Here is a 21,607-nt window from a genome sequence, read left to right as displayed (position 1 = left end):
ACCTTAATTTATTAAAAGCCTTCTAACCTTTGGCTTCTGATCTATCTTACTTTTGGCCCGAATCGGGAGTTGCAGCCGAATATCGTTAGCTTGAGCCAACTTTTCTGACAATTTGGGCAATAAATCAGCCAATTCTTTTACTTTCTCATCAATTTTTGAAGATAAATCAGGCAATGCCAACTCTTGGCAAATGCGTTCCTGCTGTGTTTCCCAATATTTCTTTTCAAGCAGAAGGCTTTCAAGGTTAGTAAATTTGCGAGATAAATCTAAATACACATCGCCCGACTGTAACCTATCTTTTAATAATGAAAGTACACAAAGCTCATAGTTCTGTTGATGAACTCTTCCACCTTGAACAACAATTTTTTGCCAATTGGCACTCACAAAATTCATGGGGGCATCTTGGGGGATTTTCCTTTTCTTACCTGTTTGCAGGTCTTTTACCAAAGTTAATGCTGAATCAAAATTATCTTTTGTAAAAGCTACTTTGAAATCAAATTTTGCCAACAAATTAGGGGTAAATTGCTTCATTGTTGAGTATGAATTCTTCAAAAATGCCAAGTGAGAATACGTTTTCAATTGTTTTTCTGTAAGCATTTGCAGTGCATCCTGAATCTGCATTTTAGGTACTTTTTCATAGATTTTAGGGCGTAAGTGTGGGTCTTCAATGCTTTCATCAACTACTATTTGGCTTGTTTGGGTTACAATTTTGATGGCTTTTTGGTGTGATTTTGCATCTTCCAACAAACACATATCCAATGCCTTTTTAGCTTTATTGCTCATTTGTTGCCAATAATCAGCATACATCACCAAAATCATATCAGTTGTATCCAGCAATATTTCCCTGAGAAAACAGACCAACATAGGATGAAGTCTTATTTTTTTGAAACGTTTTAAATCAGTATTAGTTGTAGTTCTTGCCACATAAGCTAATTGCTTCTTTCTGTTTTCAGAAAGTTTGGATAAATCCCAGGATTTAGCACCTATTTCAGTTAAAAAGTCGGCTTTCTCAAACATACGATTGATTTCTTTGGCACTATTTATGGGCGGAACATTACAAAGCCAGCGATGTAGCGAATATCCATTCGGGGTTATTTTTCTTTGAGTGTCAACCTCTAACAAACTATCTAATTTTTTCCCAAAATCATCTGTCCAAAGAAACGACAAACGTTGATAGGTTTCGAGCTCTAAATATTCTCGTATGCCCCCTACTAAGGCTTCCAATGTGCCGATAGCAGGACGAAGTATTTTTTCTCGATGTAATTTCTCACAAAGCATAGCTAACAAATACCGTTCATTATCATGCTCCATACCTTGTTCGACAAGCCACTGCTCAAAAATGGGTACATCTATCAAGGGTTGCCATTTACGAAAATTTAAGTGTTTGAGTATTTCTTGTAAATGTTCGGTGCGTGTTTTTTCTCGTTTTCCATAATCTTCTATGTTAATTACTATTGGAAACTTTGTTTTTAACTCAAAGCCCATAAAATTTAGTAGTTGCGTACTAACATTTATTTGCCATGAAGTAGGTAAGTATCCAAAGTAACGAACAATGCCAATTTGTAAAGCAATGGCTAAACGATTAACATAACCATGATACCTATCAAGAAAATCTAAATCATTTTTTGTTAGGTGGAAATATTGCCTGAGTGCATTCTCTTCTAAAACAGCAGGTAAGTCCTGATATTTATTTTTTTCTTGAGTAGTTAAAAAAGTGATAGGCATAGTAAAGAAAAGGAGGGTTTGATTTACTTTGCCAAAGATGAAAAAATAATATGTCACTTTCAGCGATATTTTGCTTGAAAATTTTAGAGTTATTTTGCCTATAAAAAGTCACCAATAACTAAGCAATTTCTTGCAGCTTCAACTAGTTCTTTATTGATACTTTGAAGATTATTTATTTTCATGATTCTTTCTATTTGGTCGAATATTCTATAAATAAGCCTAAAGTTTCCATGAGTTATCTTAATAATCTCATTCATTGCTTCAACATCTAAATATACATTTGCTTTAAATTGATGTCCAAGTTTTTTCCATTTTTGTTCAAATAAAAACATCATTTCATCCTTTGTAATAGACTTGAACTCATGGAGGAAACCTATACGAGAGTAAAGTTGTGCATATCTTGATAACCTTTTTTCTATTCCAGGCATCCCCATCAAAATTAACCCAAACTGATATTCATCAAATAAAGCCCGAAGTTCTTCTAAGGCATTATAATTCAACCTATCTGCTTCATCTACAATTAATAATGGACATTGTTTAGGAGCTTCCATTACTAACACCCTCAAATCTCTTTCATCTTTAATACGTAGAGCGGCATTACCATAATTTAATGTTTTACTATAAACAATATGTTTGATTATTTTAGGGGTGTTACAAACAGGGACAGTCATAAAGACGCCGTTGCATTTATGAAAATTATTTTTGACCTTTTGTGGAAGTGGCACATTAAAATCAATATTGTATTCATAATAGTCAAATACTTCAGGGTGTGTAAATTCATGGGCAGAAAAAGTTTTACCAACCCCAGGATTGCCATAACAAATACCAATATATTTATACTCCATACAACTTTGAGCAAATTCTACGAACCTTTTATATTCTTTAGTTTGAATAAATGGTTTGGTTGAGTAAATATCATTCATTATTATATATTTTTAGGCTTGGTAGCTTTTTTGATGACTTTGATGATTTTTTTTCATGAATAGTTGTAGGAGTCTGGTTGGTTAAATGTCTTAGTAGCATCTTGGCATCTTTAATTTTGTCATCTAATTGCTTTTTAAATGTTTTACGAGCCGAAAGTAGCTCTCTCATACTTACAGTCAAATCAGCAATATCTTGACAAATAGCTTTGCATAGAAAGTTGCCATCGGAGAAGTACACTTTAATTTCGGCTAAATCTCTTGGGTCATATTTAATGATTACATATTCTCCAACAAAAGCTACTAATGTTAAGGAAATATACCGTAAGCCTAAAAAACGAATACCATCTCTCTGGATTTTTCTAATTTTATCTACGTGTAACATTAGGTTATCTAAATCTTCTAAAGATGATGGCATTTGGGGAAGGAAAGAATCATTTCCTTGCCATAGTTGACAGGGGGATAGCTTTCCTTTTTTAGATTGATTATTATAGTCTATAATAATAAACTCATCTAACTTACTTTCAAATTGGCTAAGTGTCAATGTTGGAGTTGAGCTTGGTTTATCATGTTTAGAATACCCAGGCATAGTTTCTAATAACCTTTTATTTAGGGTTTCAAAAAATCTTTCAACTTTCCCCCTTCCTCTTGGGTTACCAGGTAAAGAATGAATTAATTCAATTTTTAGTTTTAAGCATACTTGAAGAATATGGTCTGAAGTAAAGTCAGAACCGTTATCAGTATATAATTTATTTGGAATACCACAAATTTTCCATTGCGGATGCTTTTTTGACCAAATAGCTTGCCGAAGAGCCAAAGCAGTGTTGGTCGCATTAGGAGAAGCTTCTGATAAAAAGTACCCACAAATTGCCCTACTAAAATCATCTAATACAGTAGTTAACCAAGGTCTAACAATCACACCTTTGGGATTAATGACCCATATATCCAAAAGCGTGTGGTCAGATTGCCATAGTTCATTAGGTAAACCACATTCATTCCGATGTAGCAATTCAAATTGTTGTTTGTAAGCTTTACTTCCTTTTTGCGAAAGAGTTAATAATGCAGGTGAAATTGTTTTGCTATATTGATAAACCCAATTATATGAAGGAGTCGGCAATGATTCTCTTTTACATATTTGAGCTACCTTAAGATAAACATTTTTAATACTTAGAGGCGGTTTTTGTAGAAGGAAGGCTTCTACATAGCTTTCAACAATTTTAGGGATTTTTCTTTGTTTACCTGAGTCAACACGTTTTTTTCTATTCAGTCCATCAATCCCATTTGTGTTAAAAATCGTTTGCCAATGACGAAGAGTTCTTGTTGGAATCCTATGCAGTTTTGAAACCGAAACAATTGTTGCCCGTTTATTTAAAATAGGCTCAATGATTCTGTATTTTTCGAGTGAAGTAAGTTTTGCCATTTGATTAAATGATTTAACATATACTCTCTATAAATTACACCAATAAAAACGTTCATATATACCACTTGAATAATTAGATGAAAATTCCTAATATTACAAAATGTTTTAATCCAGTATAATTCAAATTAATATCTATTTATCGAATAATCAAAATTATGCCAAGAAATGTCGCTTATTTAAGGGTTTCTACCATCGACCAAGACCTCGAAAAAAACAAATCACAATTACTACACCTTGCCAATGATAAAAATTTAGGTAAAGTTGAATTCGTAGAAGAAAAGGCTTCGGGCAGAATTCATTGGAGACAAAGAAAAATCGGAGATATTGTTGAACAACTCATTTCGGGTGACACAATTCTATTAAGTGAGTTTTCTCGACTGGGCAGAAGTATGCTTGAGTGCATGGAAATAATTTCGATAGCTACTCAGAAAGGAATTAAGATTTATACTGTAAAAGGTAATTGGCAATTAGATGATACGATTCAAAGTAAGGTAATGGCGATGGTGTTTTCGATGGTGGCTGAAATTGAAAGAGATTTGATTTCGAAAAGAACAAAAGAAGCTCTGCAAACAAAAAAAGCCAATGGGGTAAAACTCGGAAGACCTGTTGGAGCTGGGAAAAGTAAATTGGATAAATATAAAGTTGAGATTGAAGCTCTTCTCAGTAATGGTTCAACTAAAAAATTCATTGCTAAAAGATATAACTCGTCTGAGTCTAATCTTTTTAACTGGTTGCAGAAAAACCAACTAAAATAAGTCTTTGAGTAAGAAATATCAAAATTGTAAAATAGAAATAATGAGAAGTCTCAACAAGGTATCACTTATTGGAAACTTAGGAAAAGACCCTGAGTGTCAAACTTTAGAGGGAGGTATTAGCGTTGCCAAGTTTTCACTGGCGACTACCGAAATTTATAAAGATGACAAAGGACAATCACATTCAAACACTGAATGGCATAGTATTGTGCTTTGGAGAAGTTTAGCAGAATTAGCTCATAAATATTTAAGTAAAGGGAGTTTGGTCTTTATTGAAGGCAAATTAAAAACCCGTAACTTTGAAGGAAAAGATGGTATAAAAAGATATGTCACTGAAATAATTGCTGAACAATTAATAATGTTAGACAAAAAAATAGAGGAAAATAATCATGAAAGTAACTTATGAATTTGCTTTACATAGGGGTAAAGAAGTTATTTTCATTTATTTTGATTATGATATTTCCCTAAATGAGCGTATTAAGAACTTGGTAGGCGTTCGATGGAGTTTTTCAAAAAAGGCTTGGTATGTATTGGATTCTGCTTTTTATCGTGAAAAATTTGGATTATCCCCAAAATCTCCCATTGGGAAAGAGGCACTTTTCAATATTCATGAAGTAAATCAAAAAGCATTGCAAAAGTATATTGAAACTTTACAATTAAAGGCTTATAGTCAAAACACAATAACGACTTATAAGAATGAATTTGCTCAGTTGCTTTATATCTTGAAAGATAAAAATGTGGACGAATTGGATGCAACTCGGCTGAGAGATTATTTTCTTTACTGTACTAATACTTTAAAGCTATCTGAAAACACGCTTCATAGTCGCATCAATGCTATTAAGTTTTATTATGAGAAAGTTTTAGGTCGTGAAAAGTTTTTCTATGAAATACCCAGACCCAAAAAGCCTTTGTTATTACCAAATGTGCTGGCATTGAGTCAGGTAGAAAAATTATTTTCAAAATTAGAGAATCTCAAACACAAAACAATGCTTTATCTGGCTTATTCGGCGGGACTGCGAGTAAGTGAGGTTGTAAACCTGAGAGTGAAAGACATTCATTCGGCACGAATGGTGATAAATATCAAAGGGGCAAAAGGTAAAAAAGACCGTATTGTTTCATTATCACAAGGAATTTTGGAACTCTTACGAAAATATTACCTTGCCTACAAACCAACATATTGGCTCTTTGAAGGACAATATAAAGAAGAACAATACAGTACGAGAAGCCTTCAACAGATTTTTCATAGGGCAAAACATGAGGCGAAGATTATTCAAGATGTAACATTTCATAGTCTTCGACATAGTTATGCTACGCATCTGCACGAGCGAGGAACTGACATTAAATTGATTCAAGAATTATTAGGTCATAACGACATTAAGACTACACTAAGATATACTCATGTGAGTAACCGAACAATAGAAAATATTGTTAGCCCTTTTGACCAATTGAATTTAATAGATGAATAATGTTTGGAATTTTTGAGAGGAATTTATAGTTTTATGGATACAATATTTTTACAAAAAAGGTTAGTAAAAATATTGTACGACAAAAATAATACAACGAAATCTTAGTTTAATACCAAACAATACAAAAAGTACGACAAAACTTTCGTATATTAGAGAGTTATGGGCCATTTTTGAATGACAATGCGAATAGATACAGACAAACAAATGAATTTACTTAGTGATAAGAACGTTGCAATAATTGGTGGTGGACCCGTTGGACTGACTATGGCAAAATTATTACAGCAAAACGGCATAGACGTTTCAGTTTACGAAAGAGACAACGACCGAGAGGCAAGAATTTTTGGTGGAACCCTTGACCTACACAAAGGTTCAGGTCAGGAAGCAATGAAAAAAGCGGGATTGTTACAAACTTATTATGACTTAGCCTTACCAATGGGTGTAAATATTGCTGATAAAAAAGGCAATATTTTATCCACAAAAAATGTAAAGCCCGAAAATCGATTTGACAATCCTGAAATAAACAGAAATGACTTAAGGGCTATCTTGTTGAATAGTTTAGAAAACGACACGGTTATTTGGGATAGAAAACTTGTTATGCTTGAACCTGGTAAGAAGAAGTGGACACTAACTTTTGAGAATAAACCGAGTGAAACAGCAGATTTGGTTATTCTTGCCAATGGCGGGATGTCCAAGGTAAGAAAATTTGTTACCGACACGGAAGTTGAAGAAACAGGTACTTTCAATATACAAGCCGATATTCATCAACCAGAGATAAACTGTCCTGGATTTTTTCAGCTATGCAATGGAAACCGGCTAATGGCATCTCACCAAGGTAATTTATTATTTGCTAACCCCAATAATAATGGTGCATTGCATTTTGGAATAAGTTTTAAAACACCTGATGAATGGAAAAACCAAACGCAGGTAGATTTTCAAAACAGAAATAGTGTCGTTGATTTTCTTCTGAAAGAATTTTCCGATTGGGACGAACGCTACAAAGAATTGATTCATACGACGTTGTCATTTGTAGGATTGGCTACACGGATATTTCCTTTAGAAAAGCCTTGGAAAAGCAAGCGCCCATTACCCATAACAATGATTGGGGATGCCGCACATTTGATGCCGCCTTTTGCAGGGCAGGGAGTAAATAGTGGGTTGGTGGATGCCTTGATATTGTCTGATAATCTAGCCGATGGAAAATTTAATAGCATTGAAGAGGCTGTTAAAAATTATGAACAGCAAATGTTTATCTATGGCAAAGAAGCACAAGAAGAATCAACTCAAAACGAAATTGAAATGTTTAAACCCGACTTTACGTTTCAGCAATTGTTAAATGTATAAAATGGAATAAAACGGCACATAACAAACAAATTGGCAATAGAGCCGGTGAAGTACTTCTATTGAACTTTTGTGCAATGTTGAAGATTAGTAATTCTATTCAACATTTGTGCTAAAAGTCGGCTCCATCGCCAATTTGCCAGCCGTTGTACGACATAGTAAAACCGAACCAAACAAAATGAAAGTCAGAGAAGAAAAGTTAAGAACAATTATAGAATGGTCGGAGAAAAACGAAGATGTAAGAGTTCTTCTTCTGACAAGTTCACTTGTAAATCCTTTAGCACTTGTTGACGAATTTAGTGATTTAGACATTGAATTTGTTTTTGAGGATAATACAAATTACATTTCAGACAAAAGCTGGACGCTTAAATTCGGAAATCCAATTGCTATGATTGAAGAAGACGAAAGTTGTTTTAACCATAAACACGCAATGAAAATGCTACTTTATGAAGACGGTGTGAAAGTAGATTTTAAACTTTACAGCAAATCAAAATTTATAAAGGAAACGCAAGAGAAAGAATTACCAGAAGATTGGGATATTGGTTATAAAATTTTAATTGATAAAGATGGTATTACAAAGCAAATGCTGAAACCAACTTATCAAATTTCCATTATCAAAAAACCGTCTGAAAAAGAGTTTCAAAATCTAATAAACGATTTTTGGTGGGACACAACTTACGTGGCAAAGTGTCTTGTGAGAGATGAAATATTCTATGCGAAATTTATGTCGGAAACCGTTATTCGCACAGAATATTTAATTCCTTTAATTGAATGGCACATTGCAAGTGAACACAATTGGAACATAACGACCAATAAATATGGACGGCTTTTCAAAAAGTATCTTAACCAGGAAATGTGGGCTAAAACAGAACAAACATTTTCAGGGAGCGATATAAAGGAAAATTGGACTGCTCTATTTTCAATGACTGATTTAGTTTCAGAAATAGGAACTGAATTGTCAAAAAAATTAGAGTACAAATACCCGGATAAATTAGAAAATGACATACGAAAATATTTAGCTGGACTAAAACCCAAAACATAACTACGTCGTACAACATCGTATTGGCAATAGGCGGGCTGAACGGCTTCGTATCAACGGAAGTGCAAAATTCAACTTCTGTTCTTCGATTAAAGTTCAGTGCTAAAAATCCCGCCCATCGCCAATACGCGGCACGTTAGCTAATATATATCCAATCTTTTGTTTATGCCAGATAAATGATATTGAACTTGTGTTTTTATTTTCAATCGCACGGGCGACCCCGTTTAGTTTTTCAGAGCTGTCATTAAAAGATTAACTGAAGTCTAATTGACCGCTTCTACAAAGCCTTGAATGTTATTCTTTATAGGCAAAATAATTATAAAATTTTCAAGCAAAATATCGGTAAAAGTGACAAAATAATAAAGGAAGGTATTACATTTTGGTAAATAAATTAGGTTAAGTATTCAAAGTAAAATATTTTTACACGTTGATAAATTAATTTACTTTTTATGCTTATTGGATACGCCAGAGTTTCGACTTTCGACCAAAACCCTACACTTCAGGTTGATGCCTTAAAAAGTGTTGGCTGCCAAAAAATCTTTGTTGACAAGATTAGTGGTAAAGTTGCTGAACGCCCTGAATTGGACAAATTGAAAGAACATTGTAGAGTAGGTGATACGGTTGTCGTCTGGAGATTAGATAGATTGGGGCGTAGCCTAAAAGATTTGATTGAAATTGTAAATTTCTTTGATTCACAAGGAATTGCCTTTAAATCTTTGCAGGAAAGTATTGATACGGCTACATCATCAGGCAAATTAGTCTTTCACATCTTTGGAGCATTAGCCGAATTTGAAAGAAATCTAATTATTGATAGAACTAAGGCGGGACTCGAAGCGGCAAGAGCAAGAGGTATCAAAGGAGGAAGAAAACATAAATTAGATGCAACCAAACAAAAGACAGCTCAAAGTATGTATGATTCTAAAAAGCATACTATCAATGAAATCTGTCAAACTTTAGGAATTACTAAACCCACTCTCTATAAATATCTAAATCGTTAATCAAAACCGCCGTTTTCCGCAGATTTGCAGAAAGAACCTCAGTTAAGTTGCGTTCAAATTCGGGTAAGACCCCGAAAGATGAAACATCAATTTACCTGTCGAAGTAGATGTATCAATGGATTCGTGCAGACTATGCAATGCAACAACTTGATTTTCCAGAGTGGCTTTGGCAAGTTTATTTTAGATATGGTTGGAACTACCGATTGGGGTCAAAAGTAAAATAAGAAATTTAACACTTTGATGAAGAGGAAATTATGAACAGGATGAAAAGTAAATCCTGTGCCCTTTAATATGGTAACATTCGCCAGAATGTTTCAAAGTACTTGCGCTTCTAATGATTGTTACTTTAATTCTTTGATTTCATGTGTCTGAAATCAATAAGACAATATTAAATCAATATTTACTCAATATTAGAGCAATGTTTGTGTATTTAAGCAATATTATGACAATAATAAGACAATATTGAAAAAAAGGTTTTGATTTGGGGAAATAGGGGTATAACAATTTACTTTGTGAAGGGGAGTAAGATGTGTTTTTGCCAAGGCAAAACTTACGGTGCAAGCACCTCTAAGTAACTCCGTCTCCTGACAAAGGTCTTTCCGTTGACCCCTTAGGAGCCTATAGGGTCAGGACTTTTGGAGTTAACGAATAGGTTAACTTTTTTAGATAAAACAAAAATGCAAAATATAGACTCTCCCCCAACTAGCCGTTTATTGGCTACAGTTAACGCGGCTCTACAGACTACTGCTGATGCCATTGTCGCAGAAGCCATTGAGAATAACTGGCCTGTTTATTACTCTGCTCTGGGGTTGGCCGTGGAAGTGTGGCCTAAAACCCGCCGCATCTTTATCAAAGCGACTCCTGACGTTTTGGGAAAATTAGGCATTACTCTTGAAGACCTGCAAGCTGAGGTACTTTGAGGTTCTTCTTCCAAACCGCCGTTTTTCGCAGATTTGGAAGAAGAACCTCATTTACTTTTAAAAAGTACAAAAGATAATAGAGAAGGCGTTGAAGGTGATTTTTGCCTAATTTCGGCTGTGGTCGTCTGCGCACTCAGGCCGCAGCTTCGCTTTGCAAGCCTTCTGCGGCTTGCGTCCTTCGGCACGCTATGGCGCTTCGCGCTTACTTTTAGAGTTGTCTCAATTCTTGACCTATTTTCTGATTTTAGGGGGATATTCGGTATATTTTTTCATTCTAAAATCAGCCATTTTTTTACAAATTTTCTTCTTTGCCTACAAGGCTATATTGGGGAGCCGCCAAAATTCGTACGAGATTTCCCATCACTACCGTATCATCAGCTCTTTAGAGGAGGTTATCGGATATAAAAGGAGATTATGAGAGATTAACAAGAAAGCGAAGCGTTAGCAAGCCATGACTTTGTCAGGACAAAGTGTTTGATTTTACGCAAGCTAACCAACAGAATGGGTGAGGTATTTTTGGGTTAAATTAAAAGTTAGTACAAAAAGCGCCACGGGTTTGACGTAGCAAAGTTGGCGGAGTATAGATCAGCTGTATTCAAATCTCAGCGCCATCTTTAAAGATGTTATCAAGATTGAAGGTTTGAAAATCTATCTTTTCTGAAAAATCATACTCCCCAAGCAAATTAATATGCTCCCAACTGTGGTAGATGTAGCCAGTATGTTTTTTAGTAATGCTTCGCGGTCTGCTGGTTTCTTAGATTCTGCCAAAGTTTCTGATAAATGAAGCAGATTCCAACAGTTAATGGAATTGGCAATTAACCTTTTGCAGCTTTCAAAAAAGGATTTTATAAAAGAAAAAGTGAAATTTTGAACTTAGAACACTACATTACAAATAGTTAACTCAATATCGTGGAACATTACCCCCGTATCTTTAATGGAGGCCAATGTTGTCCCTTCCCCAATTACTATAAGAACCTCATTGCGCTGCAATATTATGTTTAAACTGGGCTTACGTATCATTACGATTCATTATGTTTCATTACGTATCATTACATTTTTTAATGTACCTTGATAATGTCAATAAAGGAATTTATTCTCAAAGAAACGATACCAAAATCCATGGAAAATCAGCCTGAACCTAATGGGTTGATGGGTATTTACTTGATTGATATATACGTAGTGTATATCGCGGTAATTTCGGTTATTTCCAGTATAATGCTTTATACACCATTTTTATGATTTTTCTTGGAAATGGTAATGGGTATATTCATTAAGATTGTTAATCAACGAGTTATACGTTTTTGAAAATCATATACGTCTTGTATATATCCAATGTATTACCAGTGTGATGGCAATGTATTACCAATGTATTACCAGTATAGGCGTGTATGCAAAGAAGAAAATTTGTAAAAAAATGGCTGATTTTAGAATGAAAAAATATGTCGAATATCGGTCTTAAAATCGCTTTGACTTATAGCCTATTAGAAGGTGTCATATTGAAAAAACGGTGATTCTAGCGTTTGGGAGGGGGTATTTTGCAGAACCGACGTTTAGATAAACCAATATGGCTTGGCGGTTTTTGATTAGTTATTGCCATTTGTTGTTTTGTTGTAGGTACTAATTTTTACACCTCGATGCCGTAGGTATTTGTAGAGGGTCATTTTGGAAACACCGATTTCTTGGGCAATGGCATTGACTCCAAGTTTTCCTTCTTTGTAATAGGCTTCGGCTAAGATGGCTTTATTGATTGCTTCTTTGGTCATACCCGCTCGGCGCCCTCCTTTTCTTCCTCTGGCCCTAGCAGCTTCTAAGCCTGATTTGGTACGTTCGCGAATGAGGTCCCGTTCAAACTCAGCAAAACTGGCTGAGATATTAAAAAACAGCCTTCCTTGAGGAGTCGTGGTGTCAATGGCGTCGTTGATGGAAAATAAGCCAACCCCTTTTTGGTTGAGCAAAGCAACGACGTCGAGTAAGTGCTTCAGCGAGCGCCCGAGTCGGTCGAGTTTATAAACGACGACGACATCACCCGTGCGAACAAAGTCAAGCATTTTCAAAAGTTCAGGTCGATCTGACTTGGCTCCTGAAGCAGTTTCGGTGAATACATGTTCACAGCCCGCTTTGGCGAGGGCATCAGTTTGTAAATCGAGGCATTGGTCTTTGGTACTGACACGGGCGTAACCAATTTTCATAAATTGTATAGTTAATGGTAATAAAATTTAAAAATAACTATACTTTGATAAATGGACAATAACTATTGACTTTTTTTGGCTAAAAAAGGGCACTTTAGCTAGAAGCCAACAAAACTGGGAAAGAGTATATTTAAACGGGGGTTTGTTTGGACACAGGTTTATTGTAAAACTACCGAAATCTCTTTCCAATTGGAATTCATTCCATCTTTAAATAAAGCACGAATGGAATAACGATAGGTTTTTCCCGTTGCCACATTGTCATCATAAATAGAACGGGTAGAGCCATCCGTAATTTTCCAACTACTCAACTGACTTGAAGCGCCTTCTGCTTTCAAAATTTCAAATTCAACCACGTTGGCGACGTCGTATGTCCATCGAAGTTCAATTTGTTTAAAAATAGTATCGGCTTTTGAGGTAAATATGTCTAATCGGGGTTTACCAACAGCAACGCTTAGGAGTTCAACATCAATGCTATCGGTTGACATATTGTTGGTGGAGTCAATCGCCTGTACATAGTAAGTATATATCCCAACATTCAACGCAGTATCAGCGTAAGTTTGGGGGCTACTCGCTTTGGGCCAACTTTTTAACAGGGTAGGCGATGCCACCGTATTTTTTGTTTTTCGACTCAGTTTGTAGGTCGCGACATCGGTGCTAATGCTACTTATCCAATCCAGCTGAATGGTTCGATTACTGATGGAAAATCCTTTGAATAGGGGTCGTGCAGGCGGTCGCTGATCAGGTTTGCGAATCGAAATTTTAGGAGATAGTGCAGAATGATTATAACGCTTATCAATCGCTAAAATAGAATAGTAGGCGCGGGGGTTATCAAGTTTGACAAGGGTATCAATAAAAGTGGTAACATTTACCAATGAATCTGCAATGAGTGTGGGCTCTTCATCGGCTAAGTTTGACCTAAACAGTTTATACCCCAATAAATCGACTTCGCTGTTGGCCACCCAAGTTAGTTTTACTCCCTTAGTAGCTGCTTGCCAGGTGGCGGTTAAGCCTGTGGGTACTTGGGGAGGGGTTTCATCTATTGTTTCAAGAAAAACGGGAATGGAATTGAGGCTATCATTTGATGTACTAACTGCTGTTACCACATAATAGCCCGAGGTAGTTACGTTTGATAAGGAAAATTGACGATTTGACACTGACAAAAGAGAAGTACCACTGATGATACTAAAATTCGCTAAATCAGTGGTTCGACGAACTACAAAGCCTTTGATGAGCGAATTAGCGTTGGCTATAATGGTGTCAGAAGGAAATACCCAACGAAAATAAGCTTGATTGGTGGTCGAAATACTTGAGCTGTCAATGCGTGGATAAAGTTTTAGAGGAGTAGCCTTTCCCATACCAGAGACAACGCCTGAATTGACTTCTTCATCAAAAGGGGTACGCCCTACGATTCTGAAAAACCTTGTTACGCCATTGGTATCGAGTGTTGTATTAAAATAGAGAGAGTCAGTCAGGTCACTAAATGAAAAAATGGGTTTGGTCGTTACCCGAGAAAACCCCGCAGTAGAAGAAGTCGTAGATTTTTCGACATGGTAGTTAGAATACGCTTTTTGGAAGGCCAATTGGGTAGTGGCAAGATTACGCCAACGCCATTTGAGGGTTACTTTTTTGTCACCAAACGTGGCCAACGGAGCCGCAGGAGCCTGTTGTCCTACGATAGCTGCTAGAATCCGTAACTGATGCGATCGGGTTGCGGTATCGGCATTGGTCGTTCCTGCTTCGCGAATACGGTAATCGTAGTTGCTATTTTCGACCGCCGTGGAGTCAATCCAGCCAAGCCCAGCCAAACGCGAGGCTTTAAAACTCATTTCTGCGCCTAAGGCCGTGAGGCTGTATCGCTGAGGACGTTCCTGTGCGTTTGCGGCTTGGATTTCGATGGTTTGTCCATTTATGGTTCCTGGAGATGAATCAATAACATCGTACAGTGCTCCATAAAGTAAATCACATACTTCGGACTCGAATCCCATGGTGGTGCTTCGAGCACAATTTCCGAGGGCAACGGTATCGGGTAGAATAGTGATGCTTCGTTCGATAGTCCCAGTAGCTACATTTCGCCTTTCAATCACATAGCCATTGCGATTTTTGAAGCGTTCCCAAGCGTTCAAATAATAGTTAGTGGCAGAACTATTGGCCGTAAGAGTATCTCCAACAGGTAACCAACGCAAGGCAACAACTGTTTTTGGAGAACCATTGACGGTGATTTGAATACTCTTGGCCATTAAAGATACCGTTTTGGCAGTAGTTTGGGCCTGGAGTTGCCCAGCGAGCAACCCAGTTAAAACACTCAGCAAAAGGAGCGTACGACGTATTGGTTGATATAAAAAAGTTGATGTTCTCATGTACTCCTGAATTATATTCCTTGGCATGGTGTACCCAATTTGACATTAAAATTAAACTTGTCTTTTACAAGCCCTCCTAATACAGAATAGCGCCCGCCTACACTACCACTAAACCAGGCAGGATTGGGAAAGCCTCCCTGCATTAGTCCTGCTACACCCGCATTAAAAATGGTAAATGTTCGACGACCAACCCGCAATCCAATCTCTCCTTGTACATAGGCATAAAATTGTCCCACAGCATATACTCCGTTCGATCCAGCATCATATCCGCACGTAAATGAATTGTATTTTCGTGCCAAGAAATCTACCCCTGCCCCTACGCCAAATTGCCCATAAAGAGCCGCAAATTGGAGTGGCCCAGTGCTTACGTTAATGTCAAGTCCCATCGCAAAGCCTTTGCCATCAAGGATTTGCTGGGCGTCTGAGGCAGGTCGAGTAAGACTGCTAGTCGGAACTTGAATGAGTTGTGTCACTTGAACAGGCGGAGCAGGAAGCTGATTTGGAACGCCATGTCCGACCATAAGGTACATCCCTGTGCGAGCAACGACAGGACCAAAGCCAACCATTACCCCAAGTTTATCAGTGGGTTTACCGACGTGAATGTACCATTTTTGAGCATCAAAATGGAGTTCTACGCGCCCAATACGCCCATAAGGGCCAATGCCTCGCATCACTGAACCGATATTGGCGTAGGCTTCGGCTTCCCCGTGAAGTTCGCCTTTATCTAAGTTCCAAACCAATCCTACCCAAAAAGCAATTGCTCCTGCGGGTCTTGAATTAACGGTATTAGAATCAATCGAACTTGCTTTTCGCAACATTTCGGGTTGCGAAATGGGCTTATCCGAGTTTTCATTGCTGGTTTTTGCAACGTTTTTGAAGTTTTTGGTAAGTTGGGCGGTATTAGAGGCAATGTCGGGGTTGCTTACCATTAACTCACCATGCCCGTAGAAGCCGATAGTACTGATTCCATAATTACGATTAAGCACTATCTCAAAACCTACTCTACCTCGAAACGCATTTTCTGAGTTTTTCACTTTCAATAAAACGGCCGCTCGGAAACCTAAACCAACGGTTTTATCATATCTGTAAGGAATCCCCGTATTAGGGCCGTCACAATCGCGGGAAGTAGCTGCGGTGCCTCCCGTTCCAATAGGGCGAAACTTACTGTATAGCCCGCCCGCAAAACCATCTAATACCAATGGCCCTGCGATGGGGATTTCTAGCCCAGAAGCTAGCCCATCAACGTACCAGTAGCGTTCTTGATCCACAAAATTGTATCCAAAAACTGCCCGTGCACATACAAGAATTTCCTTGTTAGGTGGCTTAATTTTGAGCTTTATCGCCCCCTTAAAACCACGCTCTGTCTCGTCTTCGTAAAGCTGAATACGTCCTTGCAGTTCAAAGGCAGATACACTAGCATCAAGAGCGATGTCTATAGGACGACGAATGCCGACGAATTTCCACGTACCATTTACTTCTTGTGCTTCTAAAGTTAAAAAGGCTCGACCATTAAAGCCTTTCCCTTCTCCGCTTTTCATTAAATTGACACTGATGCCAAGGCCAATCAAAATCGAGTTATTTTCGGTCTTGGCGGAGAGTTCTTCCAGAACAACAGGGAAATTGGCCATATTACTTCCGCTTCGTTCGTAGGCCAACATGCCAAACGAGAGGCGGGGTGATTCGGTTTGAAGCACTAGGTTTTCAAAACGGATACCTTTAAAAGTAAGGGTATTATTTTTGGTCGTATCAATGGGGGTACCGTCAGAATCACCTAGGTTTGAATAGATTCCCATCGCTCCATGCAAGACCGCCCGTGGTTTGAATTTTCCATCTACCACCGCAAGGGTTACTTCCGAACCACGATAAATGGTCGCTTTGGCCCGCATAAACTTAAAATTCAGATCGGTCAGGTTGGCCACTGATAAGCGATAGTTTCCGCCTTGTTCAATGGCCGCTTCGTAAGCTAAAGCACCCGATTCGTCGGGGTTGACGGGTAAAGATATACGTCCCGCAAAGCTTCCTCCCACTAGCTTGTTGGTCATAAAACTTACTGAGAAGCGGTCAACGCCAAACTTCCAACCCGAGGCGTCGCCTTGATCGAGTGGTAAAACAGGTTGTCCTACAATACCTGCGGAGACGGTGCCCGTAAAACCAAGTTTATCAATCAGTACGTTTTGGGCAGTGAGGCCCACGCGTTCGCCCGTCGTTTTTTTCTTAAATTCGGGGGGGAGTATAAGACTAAACTGCTGAATATACACGCCTTGCCAAGTGGGATCTTGGGTAGCTACTGGGTAGCCTTGAGGGGTGGTAAAATTGGTGGGGTTATTGACCGTGCTGAGGTCGAGTGAAACATTGCTGACAACAAACGCAAAGCGTTCATGTTTGGCAACGGCAAAGGGGGTGTTGAAGGTGAGGCTAATCAAGACATCGTGCAGGCCTTTGGTCGAAAAAAAATCAAAAGAAGCCCTAACGCGCTGATTAGAAGGGAAAGGTTCGAAGTTTTGGCTGGGGTCGAGGGGAACGAGGACGTCTCTCGGAAAAACAACATCGGCGACCAAACGGGCTTCTTTAAAACCACTACCGCAACTAAATTGGGCATAAGTAACGGCGCCATTGACTTGGCCATTGGGGGCAAGCCCGCCCCCGCCTTTAAGTATGATGGTGAAGCTTCGAAGCGGGAGAATAAAATCGCCAAGAAGGACTGCCCTAAAATCACCCGTAAGCCCCCCTGAGCGCGTAATACCCACTTGGTCAGCACCAAAGAAAAGTTGACGTTCTTTGGCACTTGAATTGGGATCCGAAACGGGCATCGTCATTCGGATATAGACCGTTAGCTCTGCTTTGTTGGCGTAGATTGTCCCTTTCGTAATGGCCAGTTCAATCGTATTGTTGCCAACTTTTTTTCGGATCCCAATCGGAAGGACACGTAAGTCTTCAAAAGAAGAAAGACTATCTTGGTATTGGTTTTCGGCGTCTAAAGCAGCAAAAACACTACGTGCTTTCTGCCGCTCTGAGCTGGAGGAATCGCTCACAATAGCCATTTGGGCGTCGCTGGCAGGAGCAGCTGCCGACGTAATAAACGACGCTCCCCAAGATGGTAAGGCGATGGTACGCGGCGATGTGCGAGTTGGCTCAACCGCCATCACCCAGCTGGTTGACCACACCAACCATCCTATAATAGACCAGAGATAGTAATTCTTTTTCATACTTATAATTGACTACAGTTGTCCTTTGAGCACTTTGAGAAACACGGCGCGTCCTTGTCGGGTATCGCCCGAAGGAAGTCGAATGGGAAGCGAGCGAGCATCGGGAAAGGTACGTCCCCAGGCCATAAACTCCCCCGTTTGGCGATTGATTCGGCAGTGGGGATGGCTCGGAATCACGTACATTTTTTTGTAAGCAAGGGTGTAAGGGCGAAATGTTTGGGCTTTGGGGTCAATCACAAACATCGACGTTACGTAAGGCGCTTCGGGGGCTTCGCTGGGACGGCGGTCTTTGGCAATGGCCTCACCCGCACGGGGCGCAGCCGACTCGTTGGCCAAGGCTTCGAGTTTGCCCATGACGCTCCCTTTGGCGTCGCGGTTGCCATCCGAAATGGGATTGAATAATACTGTTGGTACTTTTTCGCTCCAAAGCCCTTTGGTGGTAGCGGGGTATCCGCCTGCAAGCTCATAGTCGAGCAAGGAATAAGGAGTCAAAGCCGCGTTGGATAAAGCCAGGGGCTCGTTGACTGTCAGTACAACTCGGCCATCGGCCAACGCAACACAGTGTAGGTATCTCAGCACGTTGAGGTTGCTGGTAAAGCGGCGCGTGGCGTAGTTGCGGAGCAGGTTTCCTTTGGCGTTTAGGTGGAGGGCATGGTAGCTAAAAATGGGGCTTCCTGCGTAAAAATATTCTCCTACAATCATGTTTTCGTCGTTGGGAAGCGACAGTAAGTACCAGTACGTGGTGGGTACCTCGCTCGTAAGTCCTGAGCCGTAACCCGTTACCAACCCCGCATTTTTGTAGTCGTCTTTGGTCAAGATAGCGGTATAGACGATGCCCTTGCTTGTTACTTTGGTCAGCGACTCGGCCCACTTCATGATGCCTTTGCCCAAGGTGACGTTGACAATGCACTCGTTGGCGTTAGAGGCTACTTGGATTTTGTCCGATGGGCTATAGCCTTCGTACTCGGCTTTGAAAGAATGGCGAAAGGCAATGGTGCCGTCGTTAAGTACGCGAACTACCGTAAACTGGGCGTCTTTCCAACCACTGTAGCCGCGCTCTACCCCAAACACGTAGTCGATGCCTTGGCGGCTGACCCCCATGTTGGCGCTGACCCACTCTCCCGTCGTGGCCGCGTCCAAAATGCTATTGGAGGCCAACAGAACCCGCTCTTTCAACTCGGGCAGTTCGGTTGTACGGAGCACTTTGCCTGTCGAATCGAGGGTAACAAAGGCGGGCGTGGGAAGGGCTTTGAAAACAGTAATAACGGGACGCCCCTCTTGACGAGAAACGACCAACGGGCCTACTTGGTTGGCAGCCAGTGACTTGTCCGAAAGGACAAACAGTTCTTTGGTGGTAGCGGGAGCCGTTAGGTCTTCGGCAGGATAGGGGGCAAAATACGTGGGTTCGACCTTCATCAGCACCTTTTTGCGGTCGGGGCTAACGAGGTAATTGACCACGGGCCAGGTGTAACTTTTGAACGCGAAGGCGTCATTGCCTTTTTCGCGGAGCACTTCTTCCATCGTTGGGGCGGTATCATGGGAGGTAAGTACCACGTTTCCTTGGGTAGCTGCGCCCCCCACAACGCTGGTTAGGTCGAGTAGGCGGTAGTTGAGGGGTTGCTGAAAACCGCTATTAAGGTTGATGTACTGATGCGAGGTCTGACGCAGCCCTTTGGCGGGGTCGTATTGCAACTGCACCAACGACGGCAGGGCGTTGATTCCACTGGGGAGGGATTTGAGTTTGGGGGTGGTTTCAAAATAACCGACTTGCTGCCGCCAAACAAACACATCGAACCCGCCCGAGGGTTGGAAGCGGATGTGGCGAATGTGCCCGCGCGATTTTAAAATGTCATTGGGGCCATTTTGGTCAGTTTCGCTGTGAAACAATACCACCGAATCGGCCGATTGGAGGCGGGGAGTAAACTGCACCTCGGGGCGCTGCTGCCCCCATGCTTCCGTACTCAGAAGGTATCCTAATGCCCCTATGAAAGTAAAGATTTTTAGCATATTTTACGGGTTATTTTTCTAGTAGTTCCATCGTAATAGTAAATAAAAACTACCTAACGACGGAACTACGGATGAATGAGTGTTATTTCGTAAGCTCGACGGTGTACAAACCAAACACGTCAAGGATTATTTTGGTACAGGTGTTTTCTTTGACTTTGAACGTAAACGACACTGTCGAAATTGGAGCACTATTGGTAGAGAATGTCGTTTCTACATCTCCGCTTACTACTTTCCAAGTGGATTTTGAAACGGGGCTGCCCAAAAATATATTCCCAGGATCGTTGATAGTGCCATCGGCATTGAAAGTGAGCGTGCCCGTACCCGACTCCTCACTATCCTCGATGACCACGGCTTTCCACGTACCTACCAGATTTTTTTCAATGGTGGGGGCAACGCACTCCTCGGATTTGGAGCTACAGCCGATAAATAAAACAGCAATAACGAAAAAAGCAGCAAGGTGTTTAAACATAAATAAATGGTTAAATGAAATGAATTATTGAATGTGTTGAAGGTCATGAAAGGTTGATGGATGGGTTTTGATAATCACTCTAAAATAGGATTTTCCAAAGGCTTTACCTGTTTTAAATCCTCATAGACTTTATCAAAAGCAGCCAGTATATTTTTGCCTTCCTCTTCTTCATTAGCCCACTCTACCAGCGTGCCTCTGACGAGCTGATAGATTTGCTCATAACTAGGATTGCCTGCTAACTTGGCTATAATGAGTTTGTGAAATTCAGTACTATGTGCCATAGGAGCTATTTCTCCAAAATCTTTAAATTTCAGCGGTTCGGCATTGATTTTTTGGTCTAACCACCTTACATCCCTTGATTTTTCTAAAACTGGCATCAATAGATTTTCATATTGCCATTTGAACTCTTCAAAATATTGTTCTACGTCCTGTCGTTCGTGGTTATACCTAATCAAATCTGCTCCGCTATACATCATAGCATCATCTGGATATTTTTCATATTTTTTATCAATAAAAATCGCATGGGTTCCTATTGTAGGGACATCAGAAGTCAATGGGTACCCTACTACCTCATAATATTTCTCCCAGTGTTTTTCAATGTCTTTATATCCTCTGACGAGAACATATTTTACACTACTCCCACGAATAACTGTTGAAACATCAAAAGTGATTTGGTCAAAACCAAACGGAAAAAATTTGGTAAATACACAAGCAGGGTCTTCTACCAAATGCTCGAAACCTTGGCTTTTGAGGTAGTCAGTTGCTATCTCAATCAGGTATTTTTCTACATCTTCAAAATGT

At 39.6% G+C, this 21,607-nt stretch carries 16 protein-coding genes; 7 read left to right on the top strand and 9 right to left on the bottom strand.

Annotated elements, in window-relative coordinates; all coding sequences use genetic code 11:
- Positions 1 to 3: 3 nt before the first annotated feature.
- The 3 genes from AC23P2_RS30485 to AC23P2_RS30475 all read right to left on the bottom strand — a co-directional run bounded on the left by AC23P2_RS30485 (position 4) and on the right by AC23P2_RS30475 (position 4,065).
- Entirely contained in the window at positions 4 to 1,725 is a 1,722-nt protein-coding gene (locus tag AC23P2_RS30485; RefSeq protein ID WP_487776695.1) for a DUF4158 domain-containing protein, read from the bottom strand.
- Positions 1,726 to 1,823: 98 nt separating this feature from the next.
- Entirely contained in the window at positions 1,824 to 2,648 is an 825-nt protein-coding gene (locus tag AC23P2_RS30480) for an AAA family ATPase (protein ID WP_350267436.1), read from the bottom strand.
- The gene (locus AC23P2_RS30475) at positions 2,641 to 4,065 is read right to left on the bottom strand and encodes a Mu transposase C-terminal domain-containing protein (RefSeq protein WP_487776694.1); all 1,425 of its coding nucleotides are present in this window, start codon (positions 4,063 to 4,065) and stop codon (positions 2,641 to 2,643) included. Before AC23P2_RS30475 ends, AC23P2_RS30480 begins: the two co-directional genes overlap by 8 nt.
- Before the next feature lie 155 nt (positions 4,066 to 4,220).
- On the opposite strand from AC23P2_RS30475, the gene AC23P2_RS30470 reads away from it, so the two are divergent.
- The 7 genes from AC23P2_RS30470 to AC23P2_RS30440 all read left to right on the top strand — a co-directional run bounded on the left by AC23P2_RS30470 (position 4,221) and on the right by AC23P2_RS30440 (position 10,578).
- Positions 4,221 to 4,820, top strand: coding sequence for a recombinase family protein (locus AC23P2_RS30470; RefSeq protein ID WP_350267434.1), 600 nt, complete (start codon positions 4,221 to 4,223; stop codon positions 4,818 to 4,820).
- 4 nt (positions 4,821 to 4,824) lie between these two features.
- Positions 4,825 to 5,223 (top strand): single-stranded DNA-binding protein, encoded by a 399-nt coding sequence (locus AC23P2_RS30465; protein WP_350267433.1) that lies wholly within the window; start codon positions 4,825 to 4,827, stop codon positions 5,221 to 5,223.
- Entirely contained in the window at positions 5,207 to 6,283 is a 1,077-nt protein-coding gene (locus AC23P2_RS30460) for a tyrosine-type recombinase/integrase (RefSeq protein WP_487776693.1), read from the top strand. The genes AC23P2_RS30465 and AC23P2_RS30460 overlap by 17 nt, the downstream gene beginning before the upstream one ends.
- A 174-nt stretch (positions 6,284 to 6,457) precedes the next feature.
- A complete protein-coding gene (gene tet(X) / locus AC23P2_RS30455) occupies positions 6,458 to 7,624 on the top strand; it encodes a tetracycline-inactivating monooxygenase Tet(X) (protein ID WP_005783159.1) in 1,167 nt (388 codons plus the stop codon).
- Positions 7,625 to 7,799: 175 nt separating this feature from the next.
- The gene (locus tag AC23P2_RS30450; RefSeq protein WP_003013318.1) at positions 7,800 to 8,663 is read left to right on the top strand and encodes an aminoglycoside 6-adenylyltransferase AadS; all 864 of its coding nucleotides are present in this window, start codon (positions 7,800 to 7,802) and stop codon (positions 8,661 to 8,663) included.
- Between the two features lie 446 nt (positions 8,664 to 9,109).
- Positions 9,110 to 9,658, top strand: a complete 549-nt coding sequence (locus tag AC23P2_RS30445; protein ID WP_487776692.1) for a recombinase family protein — start codon at positions 9,110 to 9,112, stop codon at positions 9,656 to 9,658.
- A 677-nt stretch (positions 9,659 to 10,335) separates the two neighbouring features.
- Positions 10,336 to 10,578 (top strand): hypothetical protein, encoded by a 243-nt coding sequence (locus AC23P2_RS30440; protein ID WP_487776691.1) that lies wholly within the window; start codon positions 10,336 to 10,338, stop codon positions 10,576 to 10,578.
- A 1,583-nt stretch (positions 10,579 to 12,161) separates the two neighbouring features.
- On the opposite strand, the gene AC23P2_RS30435 is transcribed toward AC23P2_RS30440, so the two are convergent.
- From AC23P2_RS30435 to AC23P2_RS30410, 6 genes are all read right to left on the bottom strand, one after another.
- Entirely contained in the window at positions 12,162 to 12,767 is a 606-nt protein-coding gene (locus AC23P2_RS30435) for a recombinase family protein (RefSeq protein ID WP_487776690.1), read from the bottom strand.
- Positions 12,768 to 12,925: 158 nt separating this feature from the next.
- Positions 12,926 to 15,124 (bottom strand): hypothetical protein, encoded by a 2,199-nt coding sequence (locus AC23P2_RS30430; RefSeq protein WP_157607545.1) that lies wholly within the window; start codon positions 15,122 to 15,124, stop codon positions 12,926 to 12,928.
- An 11-nt stretch (positions 15,125 to 15,135) separates the two neighbouring features.
- Positions 15,136 to 18,330, bottom strand: a complete 3,195-nt coding sequence (locus tag AC23P2_RS30425) for a hypothetical protein (RefSeq protein ID WP_487776689.1) — start codon at positions 18,328 to 18,330, stop codon at positions 15,136 to 15,138.
- Between the two features lie 12 nt (positions 18,331 to 18,342).
- Complete coding sequence (locus tag AC23P2_RS30420; protein ID WP_487776688.1) at positions 18,343 to 20,337, bottom strand: hypothetical protein; 1,995 nt, start codon at positions 20,335 to 20,337, stop codon at positions 18,343 to 18,345.
- Between the two features lie 82 nt (positions 20,338 to 20,419).
- A complete protein-coding gene (locus AC23P2_RS30415; protein ID WP_487776687.1) occupies positions 20,420 to 20,806 on the bottom strand; it encodes a hypothetical protein in 387 nt (128 codons plus the stop codon).
- 74 nt (positions 20,807 to 20,880) lie between these two features.
- Positions 20,881 to 21,607 (bottom strand): hypothetical protein (locus AC23P2_RS30410; protein ID WP_487776686.1); only part of this gene is annotated, 727 nt, incomplete at its 5' end.

This window comes from Runella sp. R0.1_18 (assembly GCF_057652155.1).
Note: the sequence above shows the minus strand (reverse complement) of the source record. Positions and strands in the feature narration are given on the sequence as shown.